This is a genomic window from Streptomyces sp. 11x1, from assembly GCF_032598905.1.
Classification (GTDB): Bacteria; Actinomycetota; Actinomycetes; order Streptomycetales; family Streptomycetaceae; genus Streptomyces.
Genome location: NZ_CP122458.1, coordinates 7377380 through 7399621 on the forward strand (window position 1 = coordinate 7377380; position 22242 = coordinate 7399621).

The 22242-nt window shown below is 70.9% G+C and carries 19 protein-coding genes and 1 pseudogene; 12 read left to right on the forward strand and 8 right to left on the reverse strand.

Features of this window, described 5'->3' with window-relative positions; genetic code table 11:
- Positions 1 to 82: 82 nt before the first annotated feature.
- A complete protein-coding gene (locus tag P8T65_RS32415) occupies positions 83 to 1234 on the reverse strand; it encodes a glycosyltransferase family 4 protein (protein WP_316728740.1) in 1152 nt (383 codons plus the stop codon).
- Positions 1235 to 1526: 292 nt separating this feature from the next.
- Entirely contained in the window at positions 1527 to 2504 is a 978-nt protein-coding gene (locus P8T65_RS32420; protein WP_316728741.1) for a DUF3068 domain-containing protein, read from the reverse strand.
- Between the two features lie 317 nt (positions 2505 to 2821).
- Between P8T65_RS32420 and P8T65_RS32425 the strand changes: the two genes are divergently transcribed.
- The 4 genes from P8T65_RS32425 to P8T65_RS32440 all read left to right on the forward strand — a co-directional run bounded on the left by P8T65_RS32425 (position 2822) and on the right by P8T65_RS32440 (position 6203).
- On the forward strand, positions 2822 to 2974 hold the full coding sequence (locus tag P8T65_RS32425; RefSeq protein ID WP_184894552.1) for a hypothetical protein: 153 nt from the start codon (positions 2822 to 2824) through the stop codon (positions 2972 to 2974).
- A gap of 3 nt (positions 2975 to 2977) precedes the next feature.
- Positions 2978 to 4219 (forward strand): helix-turn-helix domain-containing protein, encoded by a 1242-nt coding sequence (locus tag P8T65_RS32430; RefSeq protein ID WP_316728742.1) that lies wholly within the window; start codon positions 2978 to 2980, stop codon positions 4217 to 4219.
- Between the two features lie 326 nt (positions 4220 to 4545).
- A complete protein-coding gene (locus P8T65_RS32435) occupies positions 4546 to 5319 on the forward strand; it encodes an IclR family transcriptional regulator (protein WP_316728743.1) in 774 nt (257 codons plus the stop codon).
- Entirely contained in the window at positions 5316 to 6203 is an 888-nt protein-coding gene (locus P8T65_RS32440; protein ID WP_316728744.1) for an SMP-30/gluconolactonase/LRE family protein, read from the forward strand. Before P8T65_RS32435 ends, P8T65_RS32440 begins: the two co-directional genes overlap by 4 nt.
- 155 nt (positions 6204 to 6358) lie before the next feature.
- Here the strand turns inward: P8T65_RS32440 and P8T65_RS32445 are convergent, their stop codons facing one another.
- From P8T65_RS32445 to P8T65_RS32455, 3 genes are read right to left on the reverse strand one after another with little or no spacing between them, the layout of a single operon-like run.
- Positions 6359 to 7795 carry an MAB_1171c family putative transporter gene (locus tag P8T65_RS32445; protein WP_316728745.1) on the reverse strand — a complete coding sequence of 479 codons (1437 nt, stop codon included), beginning with the start codon at positions 7793 to 7795 and terminating at the stop codon, positions 6359 to 6361.
- On the reverse strand, positions 7792 to 8526 hold the full coding sequence (locus tag P8T65_RS32450) for a toxin-antitoxin system, toxin component (RefSeq protein ID WP_316728746.1): 735 nt from the start codon (positions 8524 to 8526) through the stop codon (positions 7792 to 7794). The genes P8T65_RS32445 and P8T65_RS32450 overlap by 4 nt, the downstream gene beginning before the upstream one ends.
- Positions 8523 to 9152: a transcriptional regulator gene (locus tag P8T65_RS32455; protein WP_316728747.1), complete on the reverse strand. Its 630-nt coding sequence runs from the start codon at positions 9150 to 9152 to the stop codon at positions 8523 to 8525. The genes P8T65_RS32450 and P8T65_RS32455 overlap by 4 nt, the downstream gene beginning before the upstream one ends.
- Positions 9153 to 9533: 381 nt before the next feature.
- On the opposite strand from P8T65_RS32455, the gene P8T65_RS32460 reads away from it, so the two are divergent.
- From P8T65_RS32460 to P8T65_RS32470, 3 genes are all read left to right on the forward strand, one after another.
- The gene (locus P8T65_RS32460) at positions 9534 to 11048 is read left to right on the forward strand and encodes an alpha-N-arabinofuranosidase (RefSeq protein WP_316728748.1); all 1515 of its coding nucleotides are present in this window, start codon (positions 9534 to 9536) and stop codon (positions 11046 to 11048) included.
- A gap of 87 nt (positions 11049 to 11135) precedes the next feature.
- Positions 11136 to 11594 (forward strand): Rrf2 family transcriptional regulator, encoded by a 459-nt coding sequence (locus tag P8T65_RS32465; protein ID WP_220649112.1) that lies wholly within the window; start codon positions 11136 to 11138, stop codon positions 11592 to 11594.
- A gap of 156 nt (positions 11595 to 11750) precedes the next feature.
- Complete coding sequence (locus P8T65_RS32470; protein WP_316728749.1) at positions 11751 to 12695, forward strand: sulfite exporter TauE/SafE family protein; 945 nt, start codon at positions 11751 to 11753, stop codon at positions 12693 to 12695.
- An 89-nt stretch (positions 12696 to 12784) separates the two neighbouring features.
- Here the strand turns inward: P8T65_RS32470 and P8T65_RS32475 are convergent, their stop codons facing one another.
- The 3 genes and pseudogenes from P8T65_RS32475 to P8T65_RS32485 form a co-directional block, all read right to left on the reverse strand.
- A complete protein-coding gene (locus P8T65_RS32475) occupies positions 12785 to 13627 on the reverse strand; it encodes a phosphotransferase (protein WP_316728750.1) in 843 nt (280 codons plus the stop codon).
- A 114-nt stretch (positions 13628 to 13741) separates the two neighbouring features.
- Positions 13742 to 13909: pseudogene (locus tag P8T65_RS32480) on the reverse strand (GNAT family N-acetyltransferase); the annotation flags it as partial.
- A 216-nt stretch (positions 13910 to 14125) separates the two neighbouring features.
- On the reverse strand, positions 14126 to 14938 hold the full coding sequence (locus P8T65_RS32485; RefSeq protein WP_316728751.1) for a TetR/AcrR family transcriptional regulator: 813 nt from the start codon (positions 14936 to 14938) through the stop codon (positions 14126 to 14128).
- 253 nt (positions 14939 to 15191) lie between these two features.
- Here P8T65_RS32485 and P8T65_RS32490 point away from each other — a divergent pair, with 253 nt between their 5' ends.
- From P8T65_RS32490 to P8T65_RS32510, 5 genes are read left to right on the forward strand one after another with little or no spacing between them, the layout of a single operon-like run.
- A complete protein-coding gene (locus tag P8T65_RS32490) occupies positions 15192 to 17060 on the forward strand; it encodes a glycosyltransferase family 2 protein (RefSeq protein WP_316728752.1) in 1869 nt (622 codons plus the stop codon).
- Positions 17061 to 17108: 48 nt separating this feature from the next.
- On the forward strand, positions 17109 to 18137 hold the full coding sequence (gene galE, locus P8T65_RS32495) for a UDP-glucose 4-epimerase GalE (RefSeq protein WP_316728753.1): 1029 nt from the start codon (positions 17109 to 17111) through the stop codon (positions 18135 to 18137).
- Positions 18138 to 18176: 39 nt separating this feature from the next.
- Positions 18177 to 19505 (forward strand): UDP-glucose/GDP-mannose dehydrogenase family protein, encoded by a 1329-nt coding sequence (locus tag P8T65_RS32500; protein WP_316728754.1) that lies wholly within the window; start codon positions 18177 to 18179, stop codon positions 19503 to 19505.
- A gap of 23 nt (positions 19506 to 19528) precedes the next feature.
- Positions 19529 to 20503 (forward strand): UDP-glucuronic acid decarboxylase family protein, encoded by a 975-nt coding sequence (locus P8T65_RS32505; RefSeq protein WP_316728755.1) that lies wholly within the window; start codon positions 19529 to 19531, stop codon positions 20501 to 20503.
- A gap of 5 nt (positions 20504 to 20508) precedes the next feature.
- Positions 20509 to 22203 (forward strand): right-handed parallel beta-helix repeat-containing protein, encoded by a 1695-nt coding sequence (locus P8T65_RS32510; protein WP_316728756.1) that lies wholly within the window; start codon positions 20509 to 20511, stop codon positions 22201 to 22203.
- The last annotated feature ends 39 nt before the right edge of the window (positions 22204 to 22242 follow it).

Below are 22242 nucleotides of genomic sequence, written 5' to 3' on the forward strand. Positions count from 1 at the left end.
GGTGCGGCTCCGCCGCGTGGGCGCGACCAGCCACGGACAACCCGCAGCCGCCGACGGCCGGTCGAGGCACCCCCTTTGGCGCTCAAGGAGACCAACCCCGCACCGCCTCCGCAGCCACGGCACGAAACTGCCGCACCGTGCGATCCCACCGAAAGTGCGCGGCGCGCTCCCGCGCCGCCTTCCCCATCAGCACCCGCCGATCGGTCGACAGCGCCAACGCGCACCAGGCCGCCGCGAACGACGACTCCCCCCGGGCGAGCACCCCGGTCTCCCCGTCCACCACGGAGTCCCGCAGCCCGGGCACGTCGAAGGCGACCGAGGGGGTCTCCCGCACGGCGGCCTCCGTGACGACCAGCCCCCACCCCTCCACCGACGACGGATGCAGCAGCAGCCAGGCCGCGCACAGCAGCCGGTGCTTCTCCTCCTCGGTGACATGCCCGGCGAACTCGACACCGGCCCCGGCCATCGCCTCCAGCCGTGCCCGCTCGGGCCCGTCGCCGACGATCACGAGCCGTCCGCCCGTGACCGGCCGCACCCGTTCCCACAGCCGCAGCAGCAGGTCGATCCGCTTGTACTCGACCAGCCTGCCCACCGCCACGAACAGCGGTTCGGGCGAGCGGTCGGCACGCGGCCCGGGTTCCTCGACGCCGTTGTGCACGACCCGTATCCGCTCCCGCTCCACCCCGATCGAGCGGAGCGCGGTGGCCGTGGACGAGGAGACGGCGACCAGCAGGTTCCGGCGTTGCGCGGCCGTCAGCGACCAGTGTTCGAGTCTTCGGCCGAGCCGGGCGGCGGGCGCCAGCGGGCCGCCGAACCGCTGCTTCCACAGATCCGTGTGCACATGGTTGACCAGGCACATCGTGGGGCCTTGGTGCCAGAGCGGCGCGAGGTAGGGCATGCCGTTGCAGACCTCGACGAGGAGGTCGCAGTCGCCGACCTGACGGGCGAAGGTCGACTTGGCGCGCAGATGGTGGCTCAGGTCACCGCCGGCGGAGACGACCCGGTAGTCGCGGTAGGCCGCGGGGCCGCCGCACAACAGGGTGACCTGGTGGCCGAGTCGGGTCAGTCCGTCGGCGAGCCGGTCGACGAGGAGCTCGGAGCCCCCCGCCGCTGGATTACCGAGGTCACGGCGGGCGAGAAAGACGATCCGGCGCGGCTGTGGGGAGCCTGCCGAACGGTGCTGGTCCAGGCGCGGAAACACCTCGACCAGCGAGAACGGCACGTGCTGGGGCATGGGTGCTCCAACTCGTCTCGGGGTGCGGAACTCAGCGGGGAGAAGGACGTTCGCTGTGGGGGATGTTCCGGTGGGCGGGGGGCCGGATGGGTCGGGCGGGTCGGGCGGGTCTCTTGTCCGGTGGAGATGGCGGACGTCGCTCGTACGCGGGGCGGGGCTTGTAGGCGAGATGTTGCTTGTATGCGGGATGTGGGTGGGCTGTGCTCGGGTGGGTGGACAGTTTTCGCCCAGCGGTACGAAGCTGCTACTCACCGGCGTGACAATTTCCGGGGTTTATTGAACTGACGCCCTGTCATATCGTGATCGGATCCTGGGACGACTCGGGCGTATCAGGGCGCCGCCTGCCGCGTACGACCAGAACGGCACCCGTCGCGGCGAGGACGAAACCGAGCACAGCGGCACCGATCGGCACCGTCCGCCCGACCAGTCGCAGCAGTCCGCTGTCCTTCTCCGCCTGCTCCACCGCGAACTTCTGCGTCGCCGGGGTGAACGCGAGCTTCCGGCTGTCGAGCAGCACCGCCGCGTCCTCGTCGCCGCCGGGTGCCCGCAGGGTCCGGCGCGGCCCGGTCTGCGCGTAGAGCACACGGCCCGTGCTCTGGTCGACGACGAGTTCGAGACCGTGGTTGGCGTACCACTCCTCGGCGAGCACCTGCGGCCGGCTCGGTTCGTCGACGAGGGCGCCGGGGACGAGGCGGGTGCCGGTCCGGGTGGCCGGAACCTTCGCGGTGAAGCGCAGCCCCTCGTAGCCCTGGATCTTCTTCCGGCCCTCGTAGTGGAGCGTCACCGTCGCGCCGAGCGTGTTGTCCCACCAGCGGTAGGAGCGCTCCTGCACGTCGAAGGGGAACTTCAGGTACGCCTCGCCCTCGATGTACGGCTTCTCGTCGCAGCAGTGCACCGGCCGGTTGGTCTTCCGGTCGCTGACCCAGCGGTGCGGGGTGAAGTCCAGCGCGTCGTGCGGGTCGGCCGCCGGCAGCGACTGGTCGGTGTCGACCGAGGTGATCACGTCCCACACCGCGGCCCCGCTGCGCTCACTTTCGGCCACATCGCCGCGTACCCGCTGGGTCACGGTGATCTTCTGGTCCGGCACGGTCTTCACCCGCTCCACGTCGAAGACGCTGCCCGTGCCGGTGTAGACGGCGGTCGTGTCGATGTCGATCGGATTCACGGCGGCCCGTGGCTGCACGTACCACGCGAGCAGCGGCGCGAGCACCAGCAGGAAGGTGCCGAGGCCCAGCAGGGCCAGGGACAACGGTGAGGCTGTACGGCGCATCCGGGCACTCCAGTTGGCGTTGGGAGGTGCGGCTCGGGCAGGCGCGGGGCGGAGGCCACGCCCGGGGAACGTGCGCGTGCGGAGAGGGCGGAGCAGGGGGCGGGGCAGGGGCTGCGCATCGTGCTACCGACGGGTTGCGTATGGGCCGGGAACCGTAGGCGGAGTCTTGACGCAGTGTCAATGCATTGCTGACACTGGGCCGGAGCCGACGGCCTGGACGGGGTGTCGGCCGGGGGACCGCCCGTCGGTCCCGTCGACGTGCGCGTGCGGGGTGCCCTGGGTGGGGACGACCTGTCGACCGAGAGGCTCACCCTGCGATGTCCAGACTGCTCGCCGCCGTGCTGACCATGGCGGCCGCCGCCGCTCTCGCCGTGGGGGCCGCGCTCGGTGTCGTCGCGCTGCTCGACGCGACGCCGGACCAGCCGAACACGCCGCTCATCACCTACGAGAACGCCGGTCGGGAGCGCTGAGGGGTGACCGGAACCCCGGGAACCGTCACAGTCCGCTCCGCCTGGCACGACGTACCGCGGCTCCAGGTGCGCGAGTTCGCCGCGATCGCCATGGCCGAGGCGCCCGCCCTCGCCGAGGAGATCCTGGGCGAGATCCGCCGCGAGTACCCGCACCTGCCCGTCGTCCTCGACGACTCCGGCGAACCGATGGCCCTCATCGGCATCCGCCGCGCGATCGAGGTCTTCGTGCAGCACCTGGAGACCGCCGAGGGCCGCCCGCGCGTCCCTCCCGGTGTCTTCCAGGAGTTCGGGCGCGGCGAGGGCCTCAACGGCCGCAGCCTCGACTCGCTCCAGGCGATCTACCGCCTCGGCGTACGCCTCGCCTGGCGCCGCTTCGCGGAGATCGGCCAGCGCGTACAGATCCCGCCGCCCGCGATGTACGAGCTCGTCGACGCCGGGTACGAGTATCTGGACGGTCTGGTGGACCAGTCGGTGCGCGGTTACGCGGAGGCGGCGGCCCGGCAGGCGGGCGAGCGGCTGCGACTGCAACGCCGGTTGATGGAGTTGCTGCTCGCCGAGCACCATCGGGGCGACCCGGCCGACGCGCTCGCCGAACGCGCGGCCCGGATCGGCTGGACCCTCCCGGAGAAGGTCGCGGTCGGCGTCCTGTTACGCCCGGCCCGCGAGGCCATGGCGCCCGCCGTCGGCCAGAGCGTCCTGCTCGACATGGAGTACGAGCAGCCCCGTATGGTCGTCCCCGAACCGGACGCGGCCGGCCGCCCCGAGCTGCTGCACCGCGCGCTGACCGGCTGGTCCGGCGCGATCGGCCCGCCGGTGCCGCTGGCCGACGCCGCGAAGTCGCTGCGCTGGGCGGAGGCGGCGGTGCGGTTGATGGAACGCCGACTGCTGCCCGGCGGGGAGGTGCTGCACTGCACCGAGCACACCGAGGCCCTCGTCCTCCTCCAGCCCGAGGAGCTGATCGACGACCTTGCGCTGCGATGCCTGGCGCCGCTGGCGCACTGCGGTCCCACGCACGGCCGCCGGCTTGCGGAGACGTTGCTGGCGTGGCTGGAGACCCGGGGCGGAGCGCCGGAGATTGCGACACGACTGGGTGTGCATCCGCAAACCGTGCGGTATCGCCTTCGCCAGATACGTGAGCTCTGGGGTGACGAGATCGATGATCCCGATCGCCGCTTCGAGTTGGAGCTGGTGCTTCGGGCGCAGCGGTTGCGGGGGGAGCTGGGGGATCCGCGCGGGCGGAGGTGACCGGGGGCGCCTGACAGCTCGGGGGTGCGGGTTCGGTGGGCGGGCGCGGCTCCGGTGGGGCTTCTCGCGCAGTTCCCCGCGCCCCTGAAAAGCAGGGGCTGCGCCCATGCTTTTCTGTCTTTCAGGGGCGGGGGGAACTGCGCGAGCAGCCCCCACGCGCCCGCACCCGACAACGCACCCCCCGGCCCCTCCCCCCTCGCTCGATCGTTCGTGGTTATTGCCCGGTCAACGCACTATGACTAGCCTGTGTTCGTCATGCCGATCGACCGTTGAAATTTCGAACACCGCCGCAGACGTAACCGACTGACAGAGGAAGGGGGCCGGCCGTGGGACGCCTCGTACCTGCCGTGACCCGGGCGCTCGACATATTGGAGCTCTTCCTGGACGGGGACGGCACACTGTCCGCCCCCGACATCGTGCGCAGACTTCAACTGCCCCGCACCACCGTGCACGAGCTGGTCACCACGCTCGCCGCCCGCGGCTACATCGTCCAGGTGCAGGGCCAGCCCGGCCGCTACCGCCTCGGCGTCCGCCCGTACCAGCTCGGCAGCCGCTACGCCGAGCAGCTGGACCTCGCCGCCGAGGGCCAGCAGGTGGCCCGGTCCGTCGCCGAGACCTGCGACGAGACGGTGCACGTGGCGATCCTGGAGTACACCGACGTCATCTACATCGCCAAGGTCGACTCCACGCACGCCGTCCGCATGGTCTCCGCCGCGGGCCGCCGCCTCCCGGCGCACTGCACCTCCGTCGGCAAGATGCTTCTCGCCTCCCTTCCCGAGGTCGAGCTGTCCGCCCGGATCCCGGACGACGCCGACCTGGTCGCCATGACCCCCAACAGCATCACCGACCCGGCCGCTCTGCGCGAGGCCCTGGCCCGGATCCGTGAGCGGGGTCTCGCCGTGGAGAACCGCGAGTCCAACCCGGACGTCTCCTGTGTCGCCGCGCCGGTGCGCGACCGCGCCGGCAAGGTCGTCGCCGCGCTCTCCATCTCCGTCCCCATGATCCGCTGGAGCGAGGAGCGCCGGATCGAGCTGGAGCAGCTCGCCGCCAAGGGTGCCGCGGAACTGTCCGAGCGCCTCGGCCACCGGAGCGTGGCATGAGCGCCCCCACGGGTCACACGAGTCACTCGGGGTACGAGGTCGCGGTCCGCGAGTACGCGGCCCTCGGTGAGGGCCCCACCTGGGACCCCGCCGCCCAGCGCCTGATCTGGATCGACATCCTCGGCTCCCGGGTCCACACCTACGACCCGGCCTCCGGCCGCCGCTCGGTCCTCGTCACCGAGCAGCACATCGGCGCGGTCAAGCCCCGCGCCGGCGGCGGCCTCGTGCTGAACCTGCGGGACGGCGTCGGCCTGACCGACCCCGACGGCACCTTCCGGTGGCTGCACCACGAGCCGGTTCCCGGCCGTCGCGCCAACGACGCCGCCGTCGCCCCCGACGGCTCCCTCTTCGCCGGCACCATGCGCTACGACGAGGCCCCAGGGGGCGGCACCCTGGCCCGCTTCACCGCCGAGGGCCTCACCACGACCGTCCTCGACGACGTCGCCGTGAGCAACGGCACGGGCTGGAGCCCGGACGGCCGGCTCATGTACTACATCGACTCGCCGACCCGCCGGATCGACGTCTTCGACTACGCGGAGACCGGGGACGGCGTTCGCCTGCCCGTCGACCGGCGCCCGTTCGTCACCATCGAGGACGGCGGCGGCTTCCCCGACGGCCTCACCGTCGACGCCGAGGGCTGTGTCTGGGTCGCCCTCTGGGAAGGGAGCGCGGTCCGCCGCTACACCCCGGCCGGAACCCTCGACCGCGTCATCACCCTGCCCACCCCCCGCCCCACGGCCTGTGCCTTCGCCGGCCCCGACCTCACCGATCTCTACATCACCACGGCCCGTACGGGGACGGACACCCCGCACCCCCTCTCGGGCTCCCTGCTGGTGGTCCCGGGAGCGGGCAAGGGCCTCGCCCAGCCTCCGTTCGCCGGCTGAGCCCACGGGCCGGGGCCCCGGGACCAGCGGGCCGGTCGGTCAACCGGGGACATGCCTCCGGCGAACGGCATCGTCCGCCACTGTTCGACGGCCGGCCGGAGGTACCGGACATGATCCGGAGGTACCGGACATGATGCCGGGGGAGGGTCCGGCACTCACTCCCGCGCGGGTGCGCCGCTCTTCGCCGGGGAGGCGGCGGCGCGTGCCCGTACCGCCTCGATCTCGGCCTGCTCGCGCAGTGCCAGCGACACGGCCTCGATGTCCTTGAGCAGATCGGTGGGATCGGAGGAGACCGTGAACTCGGGGAAGACCGCCCGCCCGGGCGCCCCCGCCGGATCACCCGAACCCAAACCCGAACCCAAACCCGCCCCCGAGCCCTCGCCTGAACCCCCGGCCGAACCCGAACCCGCACCTGTGCCTGTGCCGAGGCCGGGGAAGACCAGAGGGCCCGCGACGAGCGTGGCCGTCACGCCGTTCTCCGGCGACCTCCGCCGCGTCGCCACCGCGTCCTGGATCGCCACGGCGGCGGCGAGGGCCTTCGCCCGGCCGGCTTCGTGCCCGAGGTCCAGCGCGGCGCCGTACGCGCGGCGCCGCAGATCCTCGTCGAGGTGACGGGTGAGCCGGAGCAGGGCGTCCCGGATGAACGTCTCCCGGCGGGTGAGCCGCAACTCCGGTGTGGCGCGCAGCGCGAAGGGGACGCGGGAGTCGTCGACGGTCCGGGTCAGCAGATACAGCGGCCGCAGCCGCCGATGGCTCGTGCGCACCCGCCAGCGGTCCTGCAGATACTGACCGCTGTGCGGCAGGATGAAGCCCACCGCTATGCAGATGGCCGCCAGTGCGGCGGCCGGCGGCGCCACGTCCGTGCTCAGCCAGTCCAGGTCGTGCCCTGTCCAGCGGGCGACCACCGCCGTGAGCTTCGCGGCGTCGAAGACCAGGTTGAGCGCGCAGCCCAGGGCGAGCGCCTGCAGACCGCCGCGCAGCCACACGTCCAGGCTCTCCGCGCGGACCCAGTTCCGGATCAGCCGGTAGGTGATCAGACAGGCCGCCGTGTGCGCGACGAGATAGAGCAGGATCTCCTCGCGCATGAAGGGCGTGGTGGCGTAGTACGTGTCCAGGTCGCGCAGCCGCTCGCGGGGGACGTCCGCCAGCGCGAACAGCGCCCACAGGACGACGATCACCGCCGCGTAGACGGCGACCACCCACCGCATGAGCCGACGGGTCGCCGGGGAACGGTCGGCGGGGCCGTTGCGCCAGGCGACGATCATCAGCAGGCAGCATGCGCAGAACGCGGTGATCAGGGAGTACACCCAGGGCGCGGCGACGTTCGGCACGCCCACGACCCGGTTGGTCCAGGCGATGACCGAGGGCACCGCGAACACGAACACGCAGCAGGCGAGCAGTAGCAGTCCGCCGACCGCGCGCAGCAGCGAGTCCCGCCAGAGCTTGACGATGCTGGGCAGTTTGATCACCAGGGCGGCGGTCAGGACGGCCGTGGGGATCCAGAACGAGATGTACAGCTCGCCGAAGAAGTCGGCGGGGCCGGTGGAGTGGAGGGCCCCGGTCGTCGTCGCGGGCACGGCCGTCCCCCTCATCTCCCGTGCCGGCGATAGCCGAGGGACGCCTGGATGGCCCGCCCGACGGGGTCGTCGGCCCCGGCCGATCCGCTCGGCCCGGTGTCCACCCAGGAACGGAAGGCGGTCGCCAGGCGGTGGCCGAAGTCCTCGGCCTCCTGCTCGTCCGACTCGTGCGAGCCGTTGCGGGCCGCGATGGGAGTGCCGCCCTGCCCGAGGGCGGCCGACAACTCGGGGGAGAGCGGAGGCAAGGCGGACGTGTGTTCGCCCGTCCCGCCCGGTCCACCCGGCCTGCCCGGTCCACCCGTCCCGCCCGGCCTGCCCGGCTCCGCCGACGCGAGTGCCGTGGCGTCCGTACCAGGCAGATGGTGATGGCAGTGGCCAGCGTGCATGTGCCACAACTCATGCCCCAGGATGACCAGTTGCTGCACGGCCTCGGCCCGTTCCTCGACGATCACCAGGTCGAAGTCGGGGAACTCCATCCACAGTCCGGTCACCCCGATCCCGTCCGGGAACCGCTCGAACCGCAGTTGCACCGGCCGCCCGCCGCGCCGCGCGCTCATCTCCGCACACAGCGCCGCGCCCAACTCCCGTACGCCGACGGGTGTGTCGAGCCTGCCCCGCACCGCCTTGCTGAGTCCGGCCGTCAGCTTCCGCATCTCGGCGGTGGACCGCGACGGCACCAGCGCACCCCGCACCCTGCCGAGGACTCCGCGCAGCCCACCGGCCCCGGTGCGCTCGCCACGGCTCATCGCCGGGCCTCCTCGTCGTCGATGCCGAGCAGCCCTTCGAGCATGACGGCGAGTGCCTCCTGCTGGCGACGGGTGAGCCGTTGTCCGCGCAGCGCGAGCGTGACGACCCCGTGCCGGGTGGCGAAATCGACCAACGGCCCGTCGTCGGCCCTGTCCCCGTCCCCGTCCTCCTCAAGTCCCGCCAGGACACGGCCGAGTTCCCGGTTCAGCACGGTCGCCGCCGGGTCGGTGAAGAATCGGACGCCCTCCTCGATACCGAAGAACTCCGCGAGTTCGGTCAGATCGGGCACGTTCGGCATCTTTCTGCCGAGCAGCAGCTGGCGGGCCCACTCGGGACTGATCGAGAGCCGCTCCGCGACCTCTCTGCCGACCTCCCCGGCCCGCTTCCCGCTCCGCGCGACGTACGCCTCGTGCACCGCCCGCACCCGCCGACGCACCCGGTCGTCGACCCGGTCCGCCTCCCGCGCGCCCCCGTCGAGCAGGACCCGCACCTCGTCCTCGCCGAGGGCCGTACGCTCCGCCAGGGCCGCCGCGTCGAGCAGCCGGCCCCGGTCGGCACCGGTCTCCGCGATGCGGACGTCGAGTCGGGTCAGGGTCTCGGCAAGGGCATCGGGCAGCGAAGGCACGCGCCGACCCTACGTGGCCCCGACCGTCGGCACCATGAACTTCCAACGATCGTTGAATTTCGACGAAACGATGGTTGGACTGTCCGCAGGGACGCCCCGTCAGGGGCGCGGGGAACTGCGCGGGCAACCACGAACCACCCTCACCCGCCCGACGGGCGTCCCCGGCAGTCGGTGAGGCGCCGCTCGCACCCGCTCGCACCCGGCAGACGGTGAGCCGCGGGGCCCACCCGGCGGACAGACCGTGAAGCCCCTGGCGCCGCCACCCCGCCCGGCCCGGCGCAGCCGCCACGCCCCATTGACTTGCCCCTCCTTCGACCATAGCGTCCCGTTCGGCTCAACGATCACCATCCGTAATACCGAACGCCGAAGGGGCCGCCCTCGATGACCCGCACCGCCCGCTTCACCCTCGACCCCGCTTTCAAGGTCGGCGAGGTCAACCCCCGCCTCTTCGGCTCCTTCGTCGAACACCTCGGCCGCTGCGTCTACACCGGCATCTTCGAACCGGACCACCCCACCGCCGACGAGGCGGGCCTGCGCACCGACGTCCTGGACCTGGTCCGCGAACTCGGCGTCACCACGATCCGCTACCCCGGCGGCAACTTCGTCTCCGGCTACAAGTGGGAGGACTCCGTCGGCCCCGCCGAGGACCGCCCCACCCGCCTCGACCTCGCCTGGCGCTCCACCGAGACCAACCGTTTCGGCCTCTCCGAGTACATCGCCTTCCTGAAGAAGGTCGGGCCCCAGGCGGAGCCGATGATGGCCCTCAACCTCGGCACCCGCGGTGTCGCCGAGGCCCTCGAACTCCAGGAGTACGCCAACCACCCCGCCGGCACCGCCCTCTCCGACCTCCGCGCCGCCCACGGCGACAAGGACCCCTTCGGCATCAAGCTGTGGTGCCTCGGCAACGAGATGGACGGCCCCTGGCAGACCGGCCACAAGACGGCGACGGAGTACGGCCGTATCGCCGCCGAGACGGCCCGCGCGATGCGCCAGATCGACCCGAACGTCGAACTCGTCGCCTGCGGCTCCTCCAGCCAGTCCATGCCGACGTTCGCCGAGTGGGAGGCGACGGTCCTGACGGAGACGTACGACCTCGTCGACCACATCTCCCTGCACGCCTACTACCAGCCCGAGAACGGAGACATCGACTCCTTCCTGGCCTCCGCGGTCGACATGGAGTCCTTCATCGAGAACGTGGTCGCCACCGCCGACCACGTGGGTGCGAAGCTCAAGTCCAAGAAGAAGATCAACCTCTCCTTCGACGAATGGAACGTCTGGTACATCTCGGAGTGGCACGCGATCGAGAACTCCGGCGCACGGGACTGGGCGGTGGCCCCCCGCCTGCTGGAGGACAACTACAGCGTCACCGACGCGGTCGTCTTCGGCTCCCTCCTCATCGCCCTCCTCCGGCACGCCGACCGGGTCACCGTCGCCTGCCTCGCCCAACTCGTCAACGTCATTGCCCCGATCATGACCGAGCCGGGCGGACCGGCCTGGCGGCAGACGACGTTCTTCCCCTTCGCCCAGGCCTCCCGGCACGGGCGGGGCGAGGTGCTCGACGTACGGGTGGACTCGCCGACGTACGAGACGAAGAAGTACGGCGAGGCGGATCTGCTGCACGCGACGGCGGTGCGGGCCGAGGACGGATCGGTGACCGTGTTCGCGGTCAACCGGGGCCGTACGGCGGCGCTGCCGGTGGAAGTCGCCCTGAACGGGCTGGACTTGACCCGGGTCGTCGAGCACAGCGTGCTGGCCGACGCGGATCCGGACGCGCGGAACACGCTGGCGGAGCCCGAGCGGGTCGCCCCGCACGCGGGTGAGGGGGCGTCACTCCGGGACGGCGTGCTCAGCGCGGTCCTCGAACCGCTGTCGTGGAACGTGATCCGGCTCGGCTGAGAGAACGTACCCGGTCCCGCGCCCCCTCCGCGGGGCGCGGGAGCGTGCGGGACCGTCATGGCGTCCGTGTGGCCGACAATGTTGGCCATGAGGATCTCGGCACGGGCGGATTACGCCGTACGCGCGGTACTGGAAGTCGCCGTACGGCAGGACAGCGGTCCGGTGAAGGCGGAAGTCATCGCGACCGTGCAGGAGATTCCGCACAAGTTCCTGGAGGGCATCCTCGGGGACCTGAGGCGGGGCGGCGTGGTCACCAGTCGGCGCGGTGGCAGCGGCGGTTACCGGCTCGCCAGGGACGCCGCCTCGATCACTGTCGCCGATGTCATCAGGGCGGTGGACGGCCCCATCGTGTCGGTGCGCGGCGAACGGCCCACGGGCCTGACCTACACCGGCTCCGCCGAGCCGCTGCTGCCGCTGTGGATCGCGCTGCGGGCCAACGTCCGCCGCATCCTGGAGGGCGTCACGGTCGCCGACATCGCGGCCGACGCGCTGCCCGAGCCGGTGAAGGAGCTGGCGGCGGAGCCGGCGGCCTGGGAGAACCCTTAGGGCCCTAGGCCCTGTCTCCGTCCCCGTGCACAGGATCGTTATCTCCTACTCAGTCTTTCCTCAGCTTGATCTCGTACCGTTGCCGTTCGGCATATCCCTACTTAACCGGTGGGAAAACCAGGAAACAGCGGCGGCGGAAGACGGGACGAAGGACGAATGCGGACGCTGGTACTGCTCGCGCTGGCGGGTCTGGGCGCGCAGCTCGTGGACGGCAGCCTGGGCATGGCCTACGGCGTGACCTCGACGACGCTGCTGCTCGCCATGGGCACCAACCCGGCCGCCGCCTCGGCCACGGTGCACCTCGCCGAGATCGGCACGACCCTGATGTCGGGTGCCTCGCACTGGCGGTTCGGGAACGTGGACTGGAAGGTCGTCGCCAGGATCGGCGTACCGGGCGCGGTGGGCGCGTTCCTCGGGGCGACGGTCCTCTCCTCGCTGTCGACCGAGGTCGCCGGCCCCGTGATGTCGCTGATCCTCCTCGGGCTCGGCCTCTACGTCCTGTCCCGCTTCACCCTGCGCGGCCTGCCCGAGGAACGCCTCGGCCAACCCCTGCGCAAGCGGTTCCTGTCCCCGCTGGGCCTGGTCGCCGGCTTCCTCGACGCGACCGGCGGGGGCGGCTGGGGCCCGGTGGGCACACCGGCGCTGCTGGCCGGCGGCCGTATGGAACCCCGCAAGGTCATCGGCTCCATCGACACCAGCGAGTTCCTCGTGGCGGTCTCCGCGAGTCTGGGCTTCCTCTACTCCCTCGGCTCCCAGGGCCTGGACTGGGCGTGGGTCGCCGCCTTCCTCCTCGGCGGCCTGATCGCCGCCCCCATCGCCGCGTGGCTGGTCCGCCTGGTCCCGCCGAGGGTGCTGGGTTCGGCGGTGGGCGGCGTCATCATCGCCACCAATGTCCGCACGCTGCTGAAGAGCGACTGGATCGCGGCGCCGGGGGCGGTGAGCGCGGTGGTCTACCTCGCCGTGTACGCCCTCTGGGCGGTGGCTCTGACGTACTCGATCCGGGAGCACCTGAAGGAGAGGGCGGCGACCACTCCCGTGCCCCTCGGGGAGGTGGGGGACGGCGTGACGAGCCACGACGAGGAGCTGGCGTCCCGTCGATAACGCCTGGTCGGCGGGGACTCATGCGGCCGATCAGGAGGAATGAGGACAGGGGAGAGAGGACAGTGGAGCCTCTGGGTGCTGTCCTGAGTTCAGCCCGGTTCGCAGCGATCGAGTGCGGCGCGAAGCCGGCTGAGCCCCTCCCCTCTCCAGTGGCCCCGGTCGGGCATCTGGTCGTCTCGGCGCCATCGCCAGGCCGAGAACATCGCCCAGTTCAGGGCGCGGCACCGGTTGATCAGGCTGTGGTCGGCCCCTGGGCAGTGCTGTGCCACGTCCTCGGGCGCGTGGGCGAGGTCGAACTCGACCGGCCCACGGCAACACGTGGCGAGGTCCACGAAAAGCGGGCCTCGCCTCGTGTTGAGGAGGTTGCCCGGATGAGGCTCGCCGTGCAGTAGCTGTTCGCCGGCCTTCTCGACGCTGATGGCGGTGCTCAGCCCACTGAGTGTGTCGCTGAGGAGTTCCCGGCCGGAATCGGGCAGGTCGGGGGAACGCTCCCGGTCGTTCACCTCTCTGAGAGCCGCGGCGACTCGATCGGTGACATGCGGTGCGTCCAGAGCGATCCGGCGCAGGGCGGCATGATGCCGCAGGAACGCGTCTGCGTAGTCGGCAGAAGCGATCTCCGGTCCCACCGGTTCGTAGTAGGTCCAGAGCGAGATGGCGAAGGCATCACGCACGTGGACCCGTGGCTCGACCCGTGGCTCAAGCTCCGCCACCGGAGCCCCGGTTTCGGTGAGACGGCGAGCAACCTCCACTTCGAACTCGGAATCGGCCAGATGCCCCACAGGCGCGATCCGAACCAGCACATCGCAAGGAGTCAGGCGCAGCGCGACGCGGTCCGAGTCGTGGACGACGACCACCTCGTCGACCTGAAGGCCCAGGCCCGAAGCGGTCGCCCGTCCCACCTCAGCCGCGCGGCGGAGCTCCGATGGCTCCATAGGCCCTCCCTGAATCTCACGCTCGCGGACACGTTCGGGGACAAGGCCCTGGACAACAGTGACGCCCCCGAAGTCTTCACGAGCACCCTCTCTGCTGGACGCGGCCGATCTTCATCAAGAGCTCGGCATCCGAGTGACCCACTCGTGATCGAGCATCGCGTGGACGCTGGAGTCACGCCACACCCCGCCCTTACGGATGTGCTCACGGATCCGGCCTTCCTCGACCATCCCAGCCCGAGCCATCGTTCTCGCGGAGGCTTCGTTGGCGGGGGAACGCGCGCCGCGTTGCCGAACCGGCCGCTGCGACCCCTCGTGGCCAGGCGCTGTCCACCACGACGGTGATCGTCGCCTCGGCACCGTCGCTGACGCTGCTGCCGAGCGCGGTGAGTCAAGGGGAGGGCGGCCCCGGCTGGCCCGGGGGCGCAAGCCGGTTGAGGCCCTTTCGGGTGTCCCGGCGAGAGGGCCGTACCGCGACGCGGTACGGCTAGGTAGCCGCGTTCACCGCGACGGACCGTCGCCGGGCCCGGTCTCGGCGGTGGAGGAGCCGTCGCCCCCGGCCTCGGCGGTGGGGGAGTCGTCGCCGTCCGGAACGCAGCGGTCGAGCAAGGCGTCCAGGCCCGTGGCGAGCCCTTCCGCGCCCTGTCGCTCGGCAAGGTCGGCGGCGGCCGCGCGGAGCCGGGGAAATTCCTGGGGCGGCATCCGGTGCAGGCCGAGCCGGAACGCCGGATCGGACTCGTCGGGAGCGTCCACCATGGCCCGGAGTTCGACGAAGACGTAGCCGAGCAGCCACGCGGTGTACGCCCGGTGGGCTTTCGCGGCGGCGGCGTCCTCCAGACCCCCCTGTCGCAGCAGGGTCAGGACCCGCTCGTGGTCCCGCAGCACGGCCGCCGGTCGGCGCGCGAGGGGGACGGCCAGCATCCGGGTCGCCAGCAGCGGCACGGCGTGGGGGTGGTGCAGGGCGACCGAATAGGTGGCGCGGGCGATGCGGTGGAGTTCCGCGCGCCACGCGGCAGAGGGACGTGAGGCGTTCGCGGACGGTGCCCCGGCTTCGTCGGCCAGCACCGCCTCCAGCTCCAGGTACAGCGCCTCGACCAGGCCGTCCAGCAGGTCTTCCTTGCCCGCCGCGTACCGGTACAGCGCCATGGCCTCGACGCCCAGCTCGGCGCCCAGCCGACGCATGCTCAGTGCCCCGAGCCCCTCACGATCGACCACTTCCAGAGCGGTGGCGAGGACACGCTCCCGGTTCAGTCGCCCGTAGCGGCCTCGATCGCCGGCGCGTCGGCCGGCGCCCTGCCCCGATTCCCTGGCCATGCCTCGCCTCCAACGGCGGGACGAGCGTCTTGACCCCTTGACCATACGTGCCTCCCGGGGCAAGGTGTACATATACGTCGTAAACATACGAAGTACGCGTATAGCGGTTGATACGCACTCGTCGATTTGCGCCAGTCCCCGGCCCCCGCGGCCGAAGCCGCGGCCGTAGGCCCAGCACGGCACAAGCCGACCCCGACCGGAAGCGGGCGGCACGAGCCGCCCCCGGCAACGCGACCGAACACGGAGCGTTCTCATGGCTGACAGGCGCCTCGCTGTCTCCAGCGACAGCGGTGAAGGCAGTGGCATCCGCGATGACGGGCCCACGCCGCCGCTGGAGGAACAGGTCCGGCGCCTGTCCGGCGGACGGGTCGCGCGGATCACGGCGGAAGGCCCCGTCTTCGGCGGTCGCTCGCCTTCGCGGTCCGTACGCCCCGACACCTTCGTGCGCGTGCTGTCCCACGAAGACCAGGCAGTCGTCGTCGGACTGGCGATCAGCTGGGCCCTGGCTTTCGTCTGGTTCTGGATGTGGTGGCTGAGGCCGGAGCACCGGGTCGAATGGGCCGGCCTGATCGTCAACAGCGTTCTGCTGCTGTACCTGACGGCACTCCCCTTGTACTTCATGATCACGGTCAACCGGTTGAAGCGGGTGAACCCCTCGCTGCCGATCCCCGCGCTGGCAGTCGCCTTCGTGGTGACCCGTGCCCCCTCCGAGGAGTGGCGCACGGTCCGCAGGACGGTCGAGGCCATGACGCGGCAGATCTTCCCCCACCCGTACGACGTCTGGCTGTGCGACGAGGACCCGACCGAGGAGATCCTCCAGTGGTGCCGTCGCCATGACATCCATGTGTCGAGCCGCCGAGGCGTCGCCGCGTACCACCGGACCGCCTGGCCCCGGCGTACCCGCTGCAAGGAAGGCAACCTCGCCTACTTCTACGACCACTGGGGCTACCGCGACTACGACGTCGTCTCCCAGCTCGACTGCGACCACGTTCCGGCCCCCACCTACCTGGCCGAGATGGTGAGGCCGTTCGCCGACCCCGCCATCGGGTACGTGGCCGCTCCGAGCGTCTGCGACGTCAACGCGCCACAGTCCTGGTCCGCGCGGGGCCGGCTGCACCGGGAGGCCGTCTGGCACGGAGCCGTGCAACTCGGCCACTGCGACGGGCTGGCACCCATGTGCATCGGCTCCCACTACGCGGTCCGTACCACCGCGCTGCGCGACATCGGGGGCATAGGCCCCGAGCTGGCGGAGGACTTCTCGACGACGCTGCTGCTCAACTCGGCCGGCTGGCACGGCGCGTTCGCGATGGACGCCGAGGCCCACGGCGACGGGCCGATCACCTTCGCCGACATGGTCACCCAGGAGTACCAGTGGTCACGCAGCCTCACCGTGATGCTCTTCGCCCTCATCCCGCACCACATAGGCCGCATGCCGTTCCCACGGCGGCTGCGTTTCGCGTACGCGCTGAGCTACTACCCGCTGCTCTCCCTGACCGTTTCCGCCGGAGTGAGCCTGCCGCCGATCGCCGTGCTCACCGGGCTGCCCTGGATGAACGTCAACTACGTCGACTTCCTGCTCCACTTCTGGTTCCTGGCCGTCTGGATCCTCCTGACGATGCTCCTCATGCGGCGGCGCGCACTGCTGCGCCCCACCTACGCCCCGGTCGTCAGCTGGGAGTTGTTCCTGTTCGTCCTCGCCCGCTGGCCCTACGTCGTATGGGGCGTGCTGGCAGCGGTGCGCCAGCGGATACGCCCGCGGCCGGTGGTCTTCAAGGTCACCCCCAAGCAACGCAGCGGCCTCGAACCCCTGCTGACCCGTCTGGTGCTCCCGTTCGCCTTCCTGACGGTGGCCCTCGCCGGCGTCACCCTGTTCGGCGAGCTGACGCGTCCCGCGGTGGGCTATGTCTTCCTGACGCTGTTCGCCGCCGCGAGCTACGGGGTGGTCGCTCTGGCCGTGCCCCTGTTGCACGTACGCGAGACGTCCCGTGCGGCGGGCACCAGCTTCCGCGCCGCCCTCGTCACGGCCAGGACACCGCTGCTCGTCAGCGTCGTCTCCGTCGTTCCTGTCGCCCTGGCCATCACGTTCTTCCCGGCCTACGCCGCCGCCGTTCTCGGTTGGTGAGCCGTGCCCGCGGTCAACCATCCGCACGAGTTCCCGAAGGAGAGGCCCGTGCCGACACCGTCAACCATCCTGATCACCGGTGGAGCCGGCTTCATCGGTAGCCACACCTGTGTCGAACTGCTCGACCACGGCTACGCGCTGGTGGTGGTCGACGACTACTCCAACAGCTCGCCCCAGGTCTTCTCCCGTGTGCAGAAGGTCGCCGACCGTGATCTGAGCGCCGTCTACCGACTGGATCTGCGCAACAGACGCGCGCTGTCCGACGTGTTGGACCACCACTCCGTGGACGCGGTGGTGCACTTCGCGGGGAAGAAGGCCGTCGGCGAGTCGATGCGGATGCCGATCGACTACTACGACACCAACATCGGCGGTACGACCTCCCTGCTGCGCGCGATGGACGAACACGGCGTTCACCAGCTGGTGTTCTCCTCGTCCTGCTCCGTCTACGGCGAGACCGGGAAGGTGCCGCTCAGCGAACACGACCCGGCTCGGCCCACGAACCCGTACGCCGCTTCCAAGTGGGCATGCGAGCAGGTACTCGCCGACGTGTGCCGGCTCCGCCCGGAGTTCAGCGTGCTGTCCCTGCGCTACTTCAACCCCGTGGGCGCACATCCCAGCGGACTGCTCGGTGAGTCCCCCCGCGGCGGCGACATCAACCTGATGCCCCGACTGGCCCAGGTCGCCGACGGGGAGCGCGGGAGCGTCACCGTGTACGGCGGCGACTACGCCACCCGGGACGGCACGGGGGTACGCGACTACATCCATGTCATGGACGTCGCCGAGGCGCATCGGGTGGCGCTGGAGCACCTCGACGACGCACCCGGAATGCGGGTGTTCAACCTCGGTGTCGGGGCGGGCACTTCGGTGCTGGAACTGCTGGCCGTCTTCGGTGAGACCTGCGGCAGGGAGATCCCGTACACCGTCGAGGACCGCCGCCCGGGAGACGTCAGCGAGCTCGTCGCCGATCCCGGCGAGGTCGCCCACGAATGGGGCTGGCGCCCGACCCGTGACCTCGCCGCGATGTGCCGGGACGCGTGGCGTTTCCGGCAGCTCAATCCCCTCGGCTACGCGGACTGACCCGTCCGCGCCTCGTATCAAGGAGTAAGGAGCGACGACATGCGGATGACAGTCATCGGCACCGGATACGTCGGAGTGGTCCACGCCGCGTGCATGGCGGACATCGGCCACGAGGTTCTCGGTGTGGACATCGACGAAGAGCGGATCGCGGCCCTGACCGAAGGCAACGCGCCGGTCTACGAACCGGGCCTGAACGAACTCCTCGCCCGTACCGTCGGGTCGGGACAGCTGCGGTTCTCCACCTCCACGGCCGACGCCGCCCGGTTCGCGCGTCTGCACTTCGTGTGTGTGGGGACCCCGCAGGTGCCCGGTGGTGAAGCGGCCGACGTCCGCCACGTCGACGCCGTCTTCGAGGGCCTGGCTCCGCGTCTGCGGCCCGGCAGCCTGATCGTCGGCAAGTCCACGGTGCCCGTCGGTACGACCGCCCGCCTGGCCGCCCGGCTGCGGGACGTCGCACCGCACAGCGAGATCGCCTGGAACCCCGAGTTCCTGCGCGAGGGGTTCGCCGTGGCCGACACCAGATGTCCCGAACGGATCGTCGTGGGCGTCGAGTCGGAGCGCGCCGAGGCCGCCCTGCGGGAGATCTACGAGCCCATGCTGGTCAGCGGTGTCCCCTTCTTCAGTACCGACCCCGCGACCGCCGAACTCGTCAAGGTGGCGTCGAACGCCTTCCTCGCCACCAAGATCTCGTTCATCAACGCCATGGCCGAGGTGTGCGACGCGACGGGCGCCGACGTGCTGACACTGGCGGAGGCCGTAGGCCAGGACTCGCGCATCGGACACCGGTTCCTGCAGCCCGGCCTCGGGTTCGGCGGCAGCTGCTTCCCCAAGGACATCCGAGCCTTCGCGGCGCGCGCCGAGGAGCTGGGCGTCGGCAGCGCGATCGCCTTCCTCCACCAGGTCGACGAGATCAACACCCGGCAGCGGCGGCGCACCGTCGACCTGGCACGGAACCTGGTCGGCGGCTCCTTCACCGACCGCCGCGTCGCCGTCCTGGGAGCGGCCTTCAAACCCGACAGCGACGACGTGCGGGACTCGCCCGCCCTGGCCGTCGCGTCGGCGATCCGGCGCGAGGGCGCCGAGGTCCGGGTGCACGACCCCGAAGCCATCTACAACGCCCGGCGCAGGTTCCCCGAACTGCAGTACACCCACGACGTGCCCAAGGCGTGCGAGGACGCGCATCTCGTCCTGCATCTGACGGCGTGGCCCGAATACCGCGAGATCTCCCCCACCGAGCTGGGTCCCGTGGTGCGCGATCGGAAGATCCTCGACGCGCGGGACACCCTGGACCCCGCGTCCTGGCAGTCGGCGGGCTGGACGCTGAGCGCACTCGGTCGTCCCCGGGTCAACGGCGCGTACGCCGCCTGACGGCGCGAACCCAAGGAGGAATCATGCATGTGGTGGTCACAGGCGGTGCCGGCTTCCTCGGGTCGCACCTGTGCGAGGCCCTGTTGGAGAGAGGCGACCGCGTGCTGTGCGTGGACGACTACTCGACCGGTGACCCGCAGAACACCGCGCATCTGGGCGCACGCCCAGGGTTCACGCTCATCCGCGCCGACGTCACCGCCGCGCTCGACATTCCGGGACCGGTCGACGCCGTGGCGCACCTCGCCAGCCCCGCCTCGCCCCCCGACTACCACCGCCGTCCCCTGGCGACGCTGGCCGTGGGCAGCAGGGGGACGGAGAACGCCCTGCGGCTGGCCGTCCGTCACCGCGCCCGTTTCGTCCTCGCCTCGACCAGCGAGGTGTACGGCGACCCGCTGGTCCACCCCCAGCGGGAGGACTACTGGGGGAACGTCAATCCGGTGGGGCCGCGCAGCGTGTACGACGAGGCCAAGCGGTTCGCCGAAGCGCTGTCCACGGCGTACCGGCGCAGTCTGGCCGCGAACGTCGGCATACTGCGGATCTTCAACACGTACGGACCGAGGATGCGCCCCCACGACGGCCGTGTGGTGTCCACCTTCATCCGGCAGGCACTGGACGGCGAACCGCTCACCATCTACGGGGACGGAAGCCAGACACGGAGTTTCTGCTACGTGGACGACCTGGTCCGGGGCATGGTCGCCATGCTCGACTCGGATCTCCCCGGGCCCTTCAACCTGGGCAATCCCAGCGAGCGGACGGTGCGCCAACTCGCGGACCTGGTGCTGGAGGCGACCGGGTCGTCATCGGGGCTGGAGTTCTGTCCGCTGCCCGTGGACGACCCCGCTCGGCGGCGTCCCGTGATCACCCGGGCGCAGCACCGGCTCGGCTGGTTCCCCCTGGTGCCGATCGAGGAGGGGCTGCGGCACACCGTGGGATGGTTCAGGTCGCGGGCCGACGGTACTGCGGAGGGCCGAACGGCCAGGGAGCCCGTGGGGCGCTGATCGGGATGCGAAACCGTTCCGCACGGCGCCGGGGACGCCGTCTGTGTGCCCTCGCGGCCCTGCCGGCCGCGCTCACGGGCGTATTCGTCGCGGGTTGTGTCGCCACCCCGCACTACACGCCGGACCGCTCCTACTACGTGAGTCCGGACGGCGACGACGACAATGACGGCCGTTCCCCGGACCGTGCGTGGCGGTCGCTGAAGCGCGCCGACGGACGGGACTTCGAACCCGGTGACCGGCTGCTGCTGCGAGGAGGTGCCCGTTTCGAAGGTTCGCTCATGCTGAGCGCGGGCGAGGCGGGCCGCGCGGACGAGCCCGTGGTCGTGGGCAGCTACGGCGGCGGGCGGGCCACGATCGTCGCGCACGACACGCCGGGCATCAGCGTCCACAACACCGCGGGGGTGGAGATCCGGGACCTGGCCATCGTCGGCGGGCACGGCGCCTACACAGGTCAGGGAGGCGTTCATGTCTACAACGACCGGCCCGACGGCAGGAAGCTGCGGCATGTGTCGATCGTCGGCGTGGAGGTCTCCGGTTTCCGCAACGGCATCGAGATCGGCAGTGTCAGTTGGCTGACCGGTTTCCGAGACGTGCTGATCAAGGACTCGGTGCTACGGGACAACAAGGACATCGGGCTCCTGACGTACGCCCCGCAGGCCCTCGCGGACGGCACCCCCGGGTATGCCCACGAGGACGTGGTGGTCTCGGGAGTCCGGGCGCACCACAACGCGGGTGACCCTCGGGCCCACAACCGGCACACCGGGAACGGCATCATCCTCGGCAGTGTCAGGGGAGGGCGGATACAGGGGTCGAGCGCTCATGACAACGGGAGCCGCGCCTCCGCCGAAGCCCATGAGGGGCCGGTCGGCATCTGGAGCTACGACTCCACCGGCCTGCTCATGGAACACAACCGCAGTTACCGCAACCACACCGGGTCAGGAGTGGACGGAGGGGGATTCGGCCTCGACTCGAACGTTTCCGATTCGACCCTTCAGTACAACCTGGCATTCGGTAACGACGGGCCCGGATTCCACGCGTACACGAGCAAGGACAACGACGCCCATCACGGGAACGTGTTCCGTTTCAACATCAGCAGCAATGACGGACGTAAACGGCCGGAGACAGGCGGCATCGATGTACACGGAAGGTCGATCAACAGGCTTCAGGTGTACAACAACACCGTGGTGATGACGGACACGGTGCGGCCCGGTCCCGTGGTCCGGCTGCTCGCCGGTGCGCGTGACGTCACTTTCCGTAACAATCTCCTGGTCACGGACGGTTCACTGCTCGTCATGACCGACGCGGCCTTCCCGGCCGGACGGGTCCTGTGGCAGGGGAACGACTACTACGCCACCTCCGGCCGCCCGACCGTGCGATGGGCCGGCATGACCTACTCCGGCCTCGCCGAGTGGCGTTCCGCAACCGGTCAGGAGATGACGGACGGCCGGAAGACGGGCTTCGAGGCCGACCCCTGCTTCCGGGGCGGGAAAACGCCGGTCGTCGAGAAGGCGGGCGACGCCACACTGTTGGTGCCCGGGTGCGACCCCGTGGCGGAGAAGGGCCTCGACCTGCGCTCGCTGTTCGGGACCGATACGGGCGGCCAGGACTACTTCGGTGAGGCGCTGGGGACGACCATGCCGATCGGAGCCGCCGTGAGGGAGAGGGACGGGTCGAGCCGCGCCGACGGCCCGGCGTCATGAGCGCCCCGACGGGCGGGCACCACGATGCGCCACGGGCCT

Bases quoted from the DNA above. Each gene is read 5' to 3' on its own strand.
- P8T65_RS32415 (WP_316728740.1), bottom strand. From the start codon at position 1,234: ATGCCCCAGCACGTGCCGTTCTCGCTGGTCGAGGTGTTTCCGCGCCTG.
- P8T65_RS32420 (WP_316728741.1), bottom strand. From the start codon at position 2,504: ATGCGCCGTACAGCCTCACCGTTGTCCCTGGCCCTGCTGGGCCTCGGC.
- P8T65_RS32425 (WP_184894552.1), top strand. From the start codon at position 2,822: ATGTCCAGACTGCTCGCCGCCGTGCTGACCATGGCGGCCGCCGCCGCT.
- P8T65_RS32440 (WP_316728744.1), top strand. From the start codon at position 5,316: ATGAGCGCCCCCACGGGTCACACGAGTCACTCGGGGTACGAGGTCGCG.
- P8T65_RS32445 (WP_316728745.1), bottom strand. From the start codon at position 7,795: ATGAGGGGGACGGCCGTGCCCGCGACGACGACCGGGGCCCTCCACTCC.
- P8T65_RS32450 (WP_316728746.1), bottom strand. From the start codon at position 8,526: ATGAGCCGTGGCGAGCGCACCGGGGCCGGTGGGCTGCGCGGAGTCCTC.
- P8T65_RS32460 (WP_316728748.1), top strand. From the start codon at position 9,534: ATGACCCGCACCGCCCGCTTCACCCTCGACCCCGCTTTCAAGGTCGGC.
- P8T65_RS32465 (WP_220649112.1), top strand. From the start codon at position 11,136: ATGAGGATCTCGGCACGGGCGGATTACGCCGTACGCGCGGTACTGGAA.
- P8T65_RS32470 (WP_316728749.1), top strand. From the start codon at position 11,751: ATGCGGACGCTGGTACTGCTCGCGCTGGCGGGTCTGGGCGCGCAGCTC.
- P8T65_RS32475 (WP_316728750.1), bottom strand. From the start codon at position 13,627: ATGGAGCCATCGGAGCTCCGCCGCGCGGCTGAGGTGGGACGGGCGACC.
- P8T65_RS32485 (WP_316728751.1), bottom strand. From the start codon at position 14,938: ATGGCCAGGGAATCGGGGCAGGGCGCCGGCCGACGCGCCGGCGATCGA.
- P8T65_RS32490 (WP_316728752.1), top strand. From the start codon at position 15,192: ATGGCTGACAGGCGCCTCGCTGTCTCCAGCGACAGCGGTGAAGGCAGT.
- P8T65_RS32500 (WP_316728754.1), top strand. From the start codon at position 18,177: ATGCGGATGACAGTCATCGGCACCGGATACGTCGGAGTGGTCCACGCC.
- P8T65_RS32505 (WP_316728755.1), top strand. From the start codon at position 19,529: ATGCATGTGGTGGTCACAGGCGGTGCCGGCTTCCTCGGGTCGCACCTG.
- P8T65_RS32510 (WP_316728756.1), top strand. From the start codon at position 20,509: ATGCGAAACCGTTCCGCACGGCGCCGGGGACGCCGTCTGTGTGCCCTC.